This window comes from Thalassobaculum sp. (genome assembly GCF_965223715.1).
Lineage (GTDB): Bacteria > Pseudomonadota > Alphaproteobacteria > Thalassobaculales > Thalassobaculaceae > Thalassobaculum.
In genome coordinates this window covers 2,714,047-2,725,955 of record NZ_OZ245012.1, presented here as the reverse complement: position 1 = coordinate 2,725,955, position 11,909 = coordinate 2,714,047, and the positions used below count along the sequence as shown (strand labels likewise).

The 11,909-nt window shown below is 68.9% G+C and carries 14 protein-coding genes; 9 read left to right on the top strand and 5 right to left on the bottom strand.

All coding sequences use genetic code 11. The features are described 5' to 3' along the window. Positions 1 to 177: 177 nt before the first annotated feature. The 4 genes from ACOQOP_RS12520 to ACOQOP_RS12505 all read left to right on the top strand — a co-directional run bounded on the left by ACOQOP_RS12520 (position 178) and on the right by ACOQOP_RS12505 (position 3,419). Positions 178 to 1,245: an isocitrate/isopropylmalate dehydrogenase family protein gene (locus ACOQOP_RS12520; RefSeq protein WP_420562146.1), complete on the top strand. Its 1,068-nt coding sequence runs from the start codon at positions 178 to 180 to the stop codon at positions 1,243 to 1,245. Beyond that, positions 1,242 to 1,991 carry an enoyl-CoA hydratase/isomerase family protein gene (locus ACOQOP_RS12515; protein ID WP_420562145.1) on the top strand — a complete coding sequence of 250 codons (750 nt, stop codon included), beginning with the start codon at positions 1,242 to 1,244 and terminating at the stop codon, positions 1,989 to 1,991. The genes ACOQOP_RS12520 and ACOQOP_RS12515 overlap by 4 nt, the downstream gene beginning before the upstream one ends. A 2-nt stretch (positions 1,992 to 1,993) precedes the next feature. Beyond that, the gene (locus tag ACOQOP_RS12510; RefSeq protein WP_420562144.1) at positions 1,994 to 2,824 is read left to right on the top strand and encodes an aldo/keto reductase; all 831 of its coding nucleotides are present in this window, start codon (positions 1,994 to 1,996) and stop codon (positions 2,822 to 2,824) included. Between the two features lie 121 nt (positions 2,825 to 2,945). Further along, positions 2,946 to 3,419, top strand: a complete 474-nt coding sequence (locus ACOQOP_RS12505; RefSeq protein ID WP_420562143.1) for a thermonuclease family protein — start codon at positions 2,946 to 2,948, stop codon at positions 3,417 to 3,419. 18 nt (positions 3,420 to 3,437) lie between these two features. On the opposite strand, the gene ACOQOP_RS12500 is transcribed toward ACOQOP_RS12505, so the two are convergent. After that, a complete protein-coding gene (locus ACOQOP_RS12500; RefSeq protein WP_420562142.1) occupies positions 3,438 to 3,863 on the bottom strand; it encodes a hypothetical protein in 426 nt (141 codons plus the stop codon). A 272-nt stretch (positions 3,864 to 4,135) separates the two neighbouring features. Between ACOQOP_RS12500 and ACOQOP_RS12495 the strand changes: the two genes are divergently transcribed. Together ACOQOP_RS12495 and ACOQOP_RS12490 are read left to right on the top strand one after the other, a co-directional pair. Beyond that, entirely contained in the window at positions 4,136 to 4,450 is a 315-nt protein-coding gene (locus ACOQOP_RS12495; RefSeq protein ID WP_420562141.1) for a hypothetical protein, read from the top strand. 80 nt (positions 4,451 to 4,530) lie between these two features. Next, positions 4,531 to 5,493: a DUF3179 domain-containing protein gene (locus ACOQOP_RS12490; RefSeq protein ID WP_420562140.1), complete on the top strand. Its 963-nt coding sequence runs from the start codon at positions 4,531 to 4,533 to the stop codon at positions 5,491 to 5,493. Here ACOQOP_RS12490 and ACOQOP_RS12485 read toward each other — a convergent pair. Further along, on the bottom strand, positions 5,487 to 6,716 hold the full coding sequence (locus tag ACOQOP_RS12485) for an MFS transporter (RefSeq protein ID WP_420562139.1): 1,230 nt from the start codon (positions 6,714 to 6,716) through the stop codon (positions 5,487 to 5,489). The genes ACOQOP_RS12490 and ACOQOP_RS12485 overlap by 7 nt on opposite strands. Before the next feature lie 149 nt (positions 6,717 to 6,865). Here ACOQOP_RS12485 and ACOQOP_RS12480 point away from each other — a divergent pair, with 149 nt between their 5' ends. Continuing rightward, on the top strand, positions 6,866 to 8,242 hold the full coding sequence (locus ACOQOP_RS12480; protein WP_420562138.1) for an NAD(P)/FAD-dependent oxidoreductase: 1,377 nt from the start codon (positions 6,866 to 6,868) through the stop codon (positions 8,240 to 8,242). Here the strand turns inward: ACOQOP_RS12480 and ACOQOP_RS12475 are convergent, their stop codons facing one another. Both ACOQOP_RS12475 and ACOQOP_RS12470 read right to left on the bottom strand, forming a co-directional pair. Next, entirely contained in the window at positions 8,243 to 9,454 is a 1,212-nt protein-coding gene (locus tag ACOQOP_RS12475; protein ID WP_420562137.1) for an MFS transporter, read from the bottom strand. A 230-nt stretch (positions 9,455 to 9,684) separates the two neighbouring features. After that, complete coding sequence (locus ACOQOP_RS12470; protein WP_420562136.1) at positions 9,685 to 9,834, bottom strand: hypothetical protein; 150 nt, start codon at positions 9,832 to 9,834, stop codon at positions 9,685 to 9,687. Between the two features lie 121 nt (positions 9,835 to 9,955). Here ACOQOP_RS12470 and ACOQOP_RS12465 point away from each other — a divergent pair, with 121 nt between their 5' ends. Both ACOQOP_RS12465 and ACOQOP_RS12460 read left to right on the top strand, forming a co-directional pair. Then, positions 9,956 to 10,894: a VOC family protein gene (locus ACOQOP_RS12465; protein WP_420562135.1), complete on the top strand. Its 939-nt coding sequence runs from the start codon at positions 9,956 to 9,958 to the stop codon at positions 10,892 to 10,894. A 90-nt stretch (positions 10,895 to 10,984) separates the two neighbouring features. Next, positions 10,985 to 11,290 carry a hypothetical protein gene (locus ACOQOP_RS12460; RefSeq protein ID WP_420562134.1) on the top strand — a complete coding sequence of 102 codons (306 nt, stop codon included), beginning with the start codon at positions 10,985 to 10,987 and terminating at the stop codon, positions 11,288 to 11,290. 76 nt (positions 11,291 to 11,366) lie between these two features. Here ACOQOP_RS12460 and ACOQOP_RS12455 read toward each other — a convergent pair whose 3' ends face one another. Further along, positions 11,367 to 11,828: a YybH family protein gene (locus ACOQOP_RS12455; RefSeq protein WP_420562133.1), complete on the bottom strand. Its 462-nt coding sequence runs from the start codon at positions 11,826 to 11,828 to the stop codon at positions 11,367 to 11,369. Between the last annotated feature and the right edge of the window lie 81 nt (positions 11,829 to 11,909).

Sequence of the window (11,909 nt, the reverse complement as noted above, 5' to 3'; positions counted from 1 at the left end):
GAAGCGGCGCGGCCTACCGTCGGGACCGAAATGGTCCGGCTCGGTGTCGAAGCGAGACGCATCTGAACGCGCGTCTTTTCGCCGATCTGATACTGACGGTGCGTGACGCTTTCGTTGCGCCGGTCTTACAAGAAAACGAATTCGGCGCGCGCGTTCCGGCGGCCCTGGGGAGACATGATGAAACTGCTGATGTTGCCCGGCGACGGGATCGGTCCGGAGATCACGGACGTCGTCGCGAACGTGCTCGACCGGCTGGAATCGGTCTTCCGTCTGGGGCTGGCGATCGAGACCGGACGGGTCGGCCTGGAAGGGCTGAAGCAGGACGGCATCACCGTCAGCGACGCCACCTTCGCCCGCTCCACCGATGTCGACGGCGTGATCCTTGGCCCGGTCGATACCGCCTCCTATCCGCCGCCGGCCGAAGGCGGGCTGAACCCCTCGGCCGAGTTCCGCAAGAGGCTCGACCTCTACGCCAATATCCGCCCGTCCCGGACCCGCAAAGGCGTGCCGTCCCTGGCGAAGTCCATGGACCTGGTGATCGCGCGCGAGAACACCGAGGGCTTCTACGCCGACCGCACCATGCATATCGGCTCCGGCGAATTCATGCCCACACCGGACCTGGCATTGGCGGTGCGCAAGATCACCCGGCAGGGCTCCGAGCGGATAGGCCGGACCGCCGCGGCGCTGGCGGCTGGGCGGCGCAAGAAGCTGACCATCGTCACCAAGTCGAACGTGCTGAAGCTGTCCGATGGCCTGTTCCGCAACGCCGTGAAGGCGGCGGCCCTGGACCAGGGCGGGCTTGAGGTGGAGGAGGTCCTGGTCGATGCCATGGCCTCGCTGCTGGTGCGCGAGCCGGAGCGGTTCGACGTGATCTGCACCACCAACATGTTCGGCGACATCCTGTCGAACCAAGCCTCCGAACTGGCGGGCGGGCTCGGCGTAGCCGGCTCCCTGAACGCCGGCGATAAATACGCCATCGCCCAGGCGGCCCACGGTACGGCCCCGGACATCGCCGGGAAGGGGATCGCCAACCCGACCTCCCTGGTGCTGTCGACCGCCATGCTGATCGGCTGGATCGCCCGCAACACCGGCGACGACACTGCCCTGCGCGCCGCCATGGCGCTGGAGGAGGCGGTGGACACCGCCGTCGCCACCCCGGCGGGCCGCACCGTCGATCTCGGCGGGACAGCCTCGACCAAGGCGGCCGGCAAGGCGATCGCCGACGCGCTGGGAGCGGCCGGGTGAGCGATCCGGTCCTCGCCACCCGGGACGGCGCGGTCCTGCGCCTGTCCCTGAACCGGGCGGAGCGCAGCAACGCGCTCGGCCCCGATATCGTCGAGGCGCTGCTGCCGGCGGTGGAGGGGGCGCCCGGGGACGGCGTGCGCCTGCTCGTCCTGGAGGGCGAGGGCAAGCATTTCTGCGCCGGCTTCGACCTCAGCGAGCTGGACACGCTCAGCGACGGCGACCTGCTGCTGCGGCTGGTGCGGATCGAGACCCTGCTGCAGGCGGTCTATCACGCGCCGGTGCCGACCCTGGCGCTGGTGCGCGGGGCGGCGATGGGAGCGGGGGCCGATCTGGTCGCCGCCTGCCGCCGCCGGATCGTGGTCGGCAGCGGGCGCTTCGCCTTTCCGGGGGCGGGGTTCGGCATCGCGCTCGGCACCCGGCGCCTCGCCGGCCGGGTCGGCCAGGACAGGGCGCTGGAGATCGTCGCCGGCGGCCGCCGGCTCGACCAGGACGAGGCCCTGTCGCTCGGCCTGATCGACGCGGTGATCGACGAGGACGGGATTGCCGGAGAGATCGACCGGGCGACGGCCATGGCGACGCGCCTGGAGAGCGGCATCCTGGCGACGGTGTCGGGCCTGACGCTGGAGGACGGCCGGGCCCGCGACATGGCGGCGCTGGTCGCCTCGGCTTCGCGCCCCGGCCTGAAAGACCGCGTGATGCGCTACCAGGAGGAGGTGAAGCGCGCCCGCGACGCAAGAGGGAGGTAATCATGAAGACGGTGACACTGCCGGGCGGCGAGCGCGTCCCGGCGCTGGGCCTCGGGACCTGGCACATGGGCGAACGCGGGGCGGACCGGAAGGCCGAGGCGGAGGCGCTGCGCCTGGGCATCGATCTCGGCATGACCCTGATCGACACGGCGGAGATGTACGCCTCCGGCGGCTCGGAGGAGGTGGTGGGCGATGCCATCGCCGGCCGGCGCGACGGCCTGTTCATCGTTTCCAAGGTCCTGCCGTTCAACGCCGACCACACCGGCACGGTGGAGGCCTGCGAGGCCAGCCTGCGGCGCATGGGGATCGAGACCATCGACCTCTACCTGCTCCACTGGCCCGGCTCCTCGCCCCTGGAGGAGACCTTCGGCGCCTTCGAGCAGCTCCAGCGCGATGGCAAGATCCGGCACTGGGGTGTCAGCAACTTCGACACCGGCGAGATGGAGGACGTGCACGATGCCGGCCGCGGCGCCTGTGCCACCAATCAGATCCTGTACAACCTGACCCGCCGGGGGCCCGAGTTCGACCTGCTGCCCTGGTGCGAGCGCAAGGGCATGCCGGTCATGGCCTATTCGCCCCTGGAGCAGGGGCGGCTGGGCGGCCACAGGGCGCTGCGTCCGATCGCCGACAAACACGGCGTTTCCGATCTGACGGTGGCCCTGGCCTGGGTGCTGCGGCGCGAGGGGGTGATCGCGATTCCGAAGGCGGCGCGGCCGGAGCATGTGCGGGCGAACGCGGCCGCCCTGGAGGTCCAGCTCGACGCCGAGGATCTGGCCGCCCTTGACGCCGCCTTCCCTCCGCCCAAGTCGAAGAAACACCTGGAGATCCTGTAATCTGCGGGCTTATCCCGACGATCACTCCGGGTATCGGACAGGGCCGTGATCTCATGTAGACTGCGCCAACTTTGTCGACCGCTCGAAGAACTCGGAAGTGGGGCCTATGAGGAGAACCGTGATGATGGCCGGTCTTGTGCTGGCCATGGGGTTGGTGGCGACGTCCTCCGTCGTCGAAGCACAGCAGATCAAGGGTCGGCCGTCGGTGACCTCGGGCGATACGCTGACCGTCGGCCGCGAGGCGGTCCGGCTGTCCGGCATCGATGCGCCGGAGCTGGATCAGTACTGCGAGAACGAGTTCGGGCGCCCCTACCAGTGCGGCATCCAGGCGATGGATGCCCTGCGCGAGCTGATCGGCCGCAATGACGTGGTCTGCGTGAGCGAAGGCTCGGATGAGGAGGGCCGGATGGTCGCCACCTGCTATGCCGGCGACATGAACCTCAACACCCGCATGGTGCGCACCGGCTGGGCGGTCGCCCTGCCCGACGAGCGCCCGGACTACGCACCGCTGGAAGGCATGGCCAAGCGCGAGAAGCTGGGCATCTGGGGGCTCAAGTTCGAGCACCCGGCGGAGTGGCGCCAGCAGAACCAGTAGCGGTCGCCCGCCGCCGTCTTACGAGCACTTGAACGGGAACCACGCGTAGGTGAAGGCGCTGGCGTCCCGCAGGGACTGGAACCAGAAGATCGGGGCTGAGCCACGCACCACCTCCACCCGCCAGGGGTCCTCGCAGTTCTCCATGCACCAGTCGCGGCGCAGGATCATGTTGCGATCGCTGTAGGCCTTCTCCTCCGGAAAGCCGCCGCTGCGGGATTCCCAGCCGGAGGGAAACCGGACCGGGTGCCAGGTCTGACGCATCTCCTCCAGCCCGTCGGTAACCCGTTGGAACTTGCCGTTGCTGTCGGCTGCGGCGACGATGGCGGGGCCGGCGGGGGTGTCTCCCGAGGCGGAGATCTGCTCCAGTCGGAACTGCCGCAGGGTCATGCGGACGGCGAGCGCGATCAGGCCGGCGAAGACCAGGAGAGGGATCAGAACTTTCATCGCCGAACTCCGGCAAGGTCGGGATGTTCAGGCTAGCGGCCCCGCGTCCCGGTCGTCACGCGATTTCCCGCCTCCCGGTAACCCGTCCGACATCTCGGGCGGGGAGGAAAATCCGGGCTCGGGCCGACTTTAACTTCCGTAAGAACACCGTACCGATAACGCTAAATGGCAAATCAATAAAATCAAATTCACTTGCACGACTCGGTCGAATCATTAAATCTGGCTAACGGTTGGTGATGAATGCGTCCAGATTGGACGCGTGTGAGTGGCGCATGGCGAAACCCGAGTCCGAGCGCAAGGCTTTGGAAATTCTGGCGGATGCGGTTGACCGTACCGTCGGCACGGGATTTGTGCATGCCGCCGTCGTGAAGGCCGCGCATACCCTGGCCGAGATCGACCGCCGCCATGCCGGCAAGGCGTTCGGCATGCTGAACCCGCGCGAGACCCGCAAGGTCCACACCACCGCCATCGAATCGGCTGAGCTGTTCCGCCAGTTCGGCGATATCGACGATCCGATCGGCGATCTGCCGCCCGATCCCCGCCTGTCCGATATCCGGGCCCGGTCCGCCAAGCTCGGCACCGGCTGACCCGGCAGGCGATGGCCGCCTGGACCTATTCTCCGGTTCGTGATTTCCGTTGAAGGACCCGGTTGCCGCATTGTTCAGCCATGCCTGATGTTCGTCTCCTGCCGCTGCTGCTCGCCGCGTTCCTGCTGGTCGCCCCATCCGCGGAGGCGGGCAACGACTGGCGCAAGGACTGGCCGGGCACCGACTTCTCCACCCATTCGGTCCCGCTGGGCGAGATCAGTTCCGGCGGGCCGGGCAAGGATGGCATCCCCTCGATCGACGCGCCGGTCTTCGCCACGGTGGGCAAGGGCTTCGCCGACCTAGCACCGACCGAGCCGGTGGTTTCCGTGGCGATCTCCGGCGACGCGCGGGCCTATCCGCTGCGCATCCTGATCTGGCACGAGATCGTCAACGACACGGTCGGCGGCGTGCCGGTCGCCGTGACCTATTGCCCGCTCTGCAACGCCGCCATCGTGTTCGACCGCCGGGTCGAGGGGGAGGCGCTCGAGTTCGGCACCACCGGGAACATCCGCAATTCCGGCCTCATCATGTACGACCGCGAGACCGAGAGCTGGTGGCAGCAGTATACCGGCGAGGGGATCGTCGGCGAGATGACCGGCCACCGCCTGCGCTCGGTCCCGGCCCGGATGGAGAGCGCGGAGCGCTTCGCCGAGCGCCATGCCGACGGCAAGGTGCTGGTTCCGAACGACCCCAGGGCCCGCCCCTACGGAATCAACCCCTACAAGGGCTACGACAGCATGCCGGTGCCCTTCCTCTATGACGGCTCCATGCCGGAGGGGCTTGCGCCGATGGCCCGGGTGGTGGTGATCGGCGACATGGCCTGGAGCCTCGCCATGCTGCGCGAGAAGGGCTGGTGGAGCGACGGCGACCTGATGATCACCTGGGAGCCGGGACAGAACTCCGCCCTCGACACCCGCAAGATCGCGGAAGGCCGCGACATCGGCAATGTGGTTGTCACCCGCGACGGCACCGACGTGGCCCACGAGATCACCTTCGCCTTCGTGTTCCACGCCTTCCGGCCGGACGGCAAGATCGTCTACTGAGCCCTTGTGGCGCGCCGCGAGGCGCCGAGGAACAGGACGCCGAGCGCGGCCAGGCAGGTCGAGGCGATGAAGGTGGCCGAGTAGCTCCCCGTCACCTGGAACAGCAGGGAGAACACCACCGGTCCGAACAGCACACCGGAGAAGGTGATGAACAGGACCGCACCGGTGGCATGGCCGATCGCGCCGGGCGGACTGATCCGGGCGGCCTCGCTGGCGAACACGCCGTTCCAGCCGACCGCCACCAGACCGAAGACGAAGAAGAAGCCGAAGACCACTGCCTGGGGCCAGGAGGCGTCGATCTGGGACGCCGTCAGGCTGGCCAGGGCCATGGCGGAGCCGATGAAGATCAGGACCACCGTGCTGGACCGCAGCCGGTCGGCGATGACCCCCCAGCTCACGCGGCCGATGACCCCGGCCACCTGGATGCAGGACAGGGCGACGCCCGCGGTGACCAGGGTCCAGCCGACCTCGTCGACCAGCAGGGTCACCGTGAACGACATCAGCGAGAGCTGGACTGCGGCGAAGCACAGGCCGGTGAACGCGAAGAACAGCAGGGCCCGCGACCGCAGGATGATCTTCAGGCCGGAGAAAGGGTCACGGATGACCGGCGCTTCCGGCTGGCGGTTGGCGTCGAAGCGGGCGCGCAGCGGCTGCATGGCGGCGAACAGCACCAGGCCGAGCGCGCCGACCACCAGCATCGTCGTCTGCCAGCCGATGGCGAGCGCCAGGGACGGCGCCACCAGGCTGGCCAGGACCCCGCCGATCGGAACGCCGGTGAAGCGCACGGAGAAGACCAGGTTGCGGTTGGCGGGCGTGACCACCCGGTTCAGCAGGTCCATGGCCGGCGGGTTCATCATCCCATAGCCGAAGCCCGTGGCGAGCGACCCGAAGATCATCAGCTCCAGATGGCCGCTCATCAGGATCAGGTGGCCGACCGCCAGCATGCCGAGGCTGCACTGGCTGGTCCGCCAGGCGCCGAAACGCTGCACGAAGCCGCCGACCAGCAGGCTGGAGGTCATCGCGCCCATATAGGCCAGGGTGAACTGGTAGCCCACCAGCGAGGGCGAGACGCCGAGATCCGCCGCCACCGCCGGCGCGATCGCGGGGATCCACAGCACGGCCATGCTGGCCAGCGTCATGACCATGGTGGTGAAACACACCACCACCAGCAGGTCGCGCAGGCTCGGCGTCTTGTCGGGGGGGGGATCGGTGGTTTGGGCCATGGAGGGCACTAAACAGCGGCGATGGCATGGGGGGTAGTGCAATTCCTGCAAAGGCGAAAATGCCGGACGGGCAGGAATCTCTCGATCGCCCGGGGATCTGCGACGGATAGGGCATTCCGCGCCGCGGCATCCCGATCTAGCATCGCGCCATGACGAAGATCGCGCATGAGGGCTATCGCCCCACCCTGTTCGAACGGCTCGCCGCGGCCCCGCACCCGTCGGTCTCGTTCCAGTCCTCGTTCTGGCACGCCACGGCGCCCGCCGGGCCGCAGACCGGACCGCTGGACGGCGAGGTGGAGACCGATGTGGCGGTGGTCGGTGGCGGCTATCTCGGCTTCTCCACCGCCCTGCACCTGGCCGAGGCCGGGGTGGAGGTCGCGGTGCTGGAGGCCGACGAGCCGGGCTTCGGCGCATCCGGCCGCAACACCGGCTTCGTCGTGCCGAACCTGCTGACCGGGCTCGACCCGACGGTCATGGCCAAGGCCCTGGGGCCCGACTACGGCCTGCAGGTGTGTCAGATGATCGGCCAGGGCGGTGAACTCGTCTTCGACCTGATCCGACGCCACGGCATCGACTGCGAGGCGCGGCAGAGCGGCTGGCTGCAGCCGATCCACACGCCGGAGAAGCGGGCCTGGCTGGAAGACCGCGTGGCCCAGTGGCGGAAGCTCGGCCGGCCGGTTCAGGCCCTGTCCCGGGACGAGGCGGTCTACGAGACCGGCAGCACCGTCTATCACGGCGCCTTCCTCGACACCTCCGGCGGGCATCTCAACCCGCTTGCCTATTGTCGCGGGCTGGCCGGTGCGGCGGTGAAGGCCGGGGCGACGCTGTTCACCGGGTCGCGCGCCCGCAAGATCGAACGCCAGGGCGACCGCTGGCGGGTGACGACCGACGGTGGCGCGCTGATCGCCAAACGCCTGCTGCTGACAACCAATTCGACCGGCGACGGTCTCGCCCCGAAGGCCGAGGGGACCCAGTTCCCGATCACCCTGTTCCAGATGGCGACCCAGCCGCTCGACCCGGCCCTGCGCGAGACGGTGCTGCCGAAGGACCGGGCCTCCGCCGATACCCGCAAGGAGCTCATCGCCTATCGCTGGACCTGGGACAACCGGATCGTCACCGGCGGCCTGCTCGCCTCGCCCTTCGGGTCGGCCGAGCGGGCGAAGATCTATCACCTGGAGCGGTTGCGCGAGATGCTGCCGCAGCTGCCGGCGATGGAATGCGCCTATGCCTGGCAGGGGCGGCTGGCGGCGGCACGGGACTTCATGCCGCGCCTGATGAGCCTGGGCGACCGCGAGGACGATCAGGCCTGGTCGGCCATCGCCTGCAACGGCCGCGGCATGGCGATGACCACGGCACTCGGCCGACGGATCGCCCTGTGGCTGGCCGGTGGCTCGAACGAGGGGCTTCCAGTGCCGATCACCAAGCCCGACCCGGTCGCCCTTCCCGGGCTCGCCTCCATGGCCTTCTCGGTCTGGCTGCCCTGGAACCGGCGCACCGACCGCCAGGAGCTGAAGCGGGCGACGTGATCAGCCCGCCTCCGCCACGCCGAGATCGCCGTAGCTCCGGATCGAGCGCAGCCGGCTGAGGGCCGCGGCGAGGAACGACAGGCCATAGGCGCAGGCGACGAAGGCGATTGCGGTCTGGGGCGAGGTCATCGACACCAGGAACCCGCCGCACAGGGCGCCGAGCGGCCGCGCGCCGTAGATCGTGGTCTGGATGACCGCATTGACCCGACCCAGCATGTCGCGCGGGCTGACGAGCTGACGCACGGAGTTCTGGGCGATCAGCCACATGGACGGCCCCAAGCCCAGCAGGAAGAACCCCGCATAGATCGGCAGGGGCGAGCCGCCGGGCGTCACCGTCAGCAGCAGCAGGACGGCCGGCACCGAGCTGCCCGGCCCGAACAGCAGGATGAGGCTTGGTCGGATCCGCCCGGCATAGCGGGCGGCGAGGCTGGAGCCGGTGAAGGCGGCGAGGCCGAACGCCGCCATGGCGATGCCGAAGACGCCCGCGTCCAGGCGCAACACCTCGGTGATCAGTGGCACCATGGTTACCAGCAGGGCGGAGAAGGCGAAGTTCCAGAACAGGGCGCAGCCGGCGATCGCCCGCAGAAGGTCGCTGGACAGCACGAAGGCGCCGCCTTCCACGACCTTCCGCAGCGGGCTTCCGGCACTGGGGTGGCCGGCTTCGTAGGAGGGCAGGCCGGCCACGGCCATCAGGGCGGCCCCGGCCCCGGTCGCGGCCGCACCGAAGACCCAGTCGACCGTGCCGGCGGAAATCACCGCGCCCAGGACGAGGGGCACGGCGAAGGAGGCGGCCGCCCGCGGCATCTCGATCCGGGCATTGGCCTGGGCAAGCCGGGTGGACGGCACGCTGCGCGGGACGATCGACAGGACGGTCAGCACGAACAGCACGATCCCGAAGCCGGCGACGGTAACGCCGGCGCCGAACCCGACCAGGCTGCCGGAGAGCACGCTCGCCGCCGTGCCGACGAAGCCGAGGAGCGAAATCAGCACCGCCGCCAGGGCGACCCGGCGTGGCGCGCTCCGGTCGACGATCAGTCCGGCCGGGATCGAGCCCAGGAGATGGGCGAGCGACTGGCAGGCGACGAGCATGCCGATGATCTCGGCAGAGGCGCCGAAGGCGAGGGCGGCGACGAGGGGGACGCCGACAAGGGCGATCTGGTCGGCCAGATGCATGCCGCATCCGGCGATCTGCAGGCGGGTGACGACCGACATGGTCCGATCTCCGAAGGTGTTTCGGCGATCAGTAGTCGGAGGACGGGAGACGAACTATCCGCGGCTTGCGGCGCTATCCGCGGCAACGCTCGGCGGGGGAGTCCTGAAGGTAGGTTTGAGGCAGACGGTGCGGCCGTTGCGGCCGCCGTGGTGGGGCAGTCCGGCCGATCCGGCACGGGAGGCGCCCAGGCGTTCTTCCTCGGGTGGTCCCGGTCGGATCAGGGGATTGGTCAGACGGCGAGCCTGATCATCAGCCAGGCGGTCGCGGCGATGGCGGCCGCCATCATCGTGCCGACCACAACTGTGTCGGTGAAGTGGGCGTGGGCGGCTCTGGCGGTAAGCGCAGCGCGGCACTGGCAGCGGCGGATACGGTCTTTCATGGCATCCTCCATTCGGGCGGGGCGCCGGCTCGAACGCGCCGTCTGGTCTCCCCGCTCATCTTCCCTATCATGTCCTACTCTACAGACCAGTGAAAGCTCACTCCCGAAAAAGGGCACAAACATGGCGGCATGGCGACAGCTTCCGACGGATGGCGAGACGTTTCTCGACCATCTCGGCCACTTCGTTCCGGACATGGAGGCCGCCCATCTGGAGCTCACTCGGCTCGGCTTCGTGCAGACCCCGTATGTGCTGCACGCCTTCACCGACGAGACCGGACAGCGCAGACCGATGGGCACGGCGAACCGATGCGTGATGCTGCGCGAGGGGTATCTGGAGGTCCTCACCGTCACCGACAGCAGCACCCCGACCGGAGCGCGTACGCAGCACCAGCTCGACCGCTATACCGGCGTCCATATCGTCGCGATGACCGATGCGGACGCGATGGCCCGGCGCGCGCGTCAGGCGGCGGCCGGCTTCCATCCCCAGGAGCCGACCCCGCTGAAGCGGCCGGTGCCGCTGCTCACCGATACCGGCGAACAGATCGGCTCCGACGAGGCGGCCTTCACCGTGATCAAGAATCCGGAAGAGGACATGCCCGAGGGCCGGGTCCAGGTGCTGACCCACCACACCGAGGGCCTGGTGTGGCAGGAGCACTGGATGCGCCATGAGAACGGCATCGTGGCCCTGCGCGACGTCATCATCGTGCCGAAGGATCTGGGCGAGGCGGAGGAGCGCTATGCCCGCTTCACCGAGGTGTCTCCGGTGCGGCTCGGCGATGATCTGATCCGCTTTCCCTTGGCGCGCGGCGGCGTCCTGCTGGCGAGCCCGCAGCGGGCGGCGGCGCTGCTGCCGGGGGCGCCGGTCCCGCCGGCGCCGGGCGTGGCCGGCTACGCGCTGCTGTCCGACGACCTGGCCGCCACGCGGAGCTTCCTGGAGGGGCGGGGCTTCGGGCCGAAGGATACCGACTGGCCGGGCGTGTTGTCCCTGGTGCTGCCGGGCACGCTCGGCGGCGCCTGGCTGGTGGCGGAGAGCGAGGACGCGCTGCCCTGGCATCGCTGAACCCGTTGGAGGGCGCCGGACCCGCCTGTCGCTAAACCGTCACAGCCCTGTGCTAGAGACGGTCCCGATCCGAGGATTGGGGAGACGGGCGTGGCCGGGACGATCACCTTGACGGCGACCATGATGAACGCGCGGGAGAACGCCGAGGGTAGCTACGACTTCGAGGCGCCCGCCGACGTGTTCGAGGCCCGCACCCCGGTGCAGATCGTCAAGCTCTTCGCCGAGTATGTCGACGACGAGATCTTCCCCGACGACGTGGTCGATTTCGAGGTGAACGGCGCCTTCAAGAATCTGGAGCACCGGGTGGTCACGGCGATGGGCCAGATGATCGTCCATCGCGGGCGGCACGACGGCGCGATCCCGTTCATGGTGATGATCTCGGAAAAGAAGCGCTGAGGCGTCGCTGCTCTATCTTTAATAGCTTAGAGGACGATTCATGGTTCAGATCGATTCGATCTGAACCGATCGTGCTCTAGCTCTTCGCCGGCCGGGCGCCGTGGCTCTTCTGCGGGGTGCCCGGGTTCAGCGAGATATGGGTGTGCACCCCGGCCCAATCGCCATCGACGGAGGACCGGGCGAAGGCGACGGTGCCGCGCCCCGGCCGGTCGAACCGGCTCCCGTCCTCGGCGATGCCGGTGGACGAGAAGGTGATGATCCCGATGGCGAACAGCCGGTCGGGGGACACGCCGACCTTCAGGGTCGCCAGGTTCCAGCGGAAATCCTCGATGGTCGGCCAGACCTTGCGCCACTGGTTGTCGGCCAGGGCCTGCAGGCCCTCGACCACGTCCATATGGGTCCCGAAGCTGGCGATGTTGTCCGCGAAGAGGTCCATCGCCGGGGCGAAATCCACATCGGCGACCTGACCGCTCCAGGTCGCGAACCAGCGCTCGATCGCCGCGCGGTCTTCTTCGGGCGTGTTCCAGGTGAAGGCCATGGCGCAAGGTTCCGCGTTAGGGTCCGTCCTGCGCCGGCTCGGTCCGGCTCGGGACGGAGAGAAGTCCATTTCCCGTTCGAT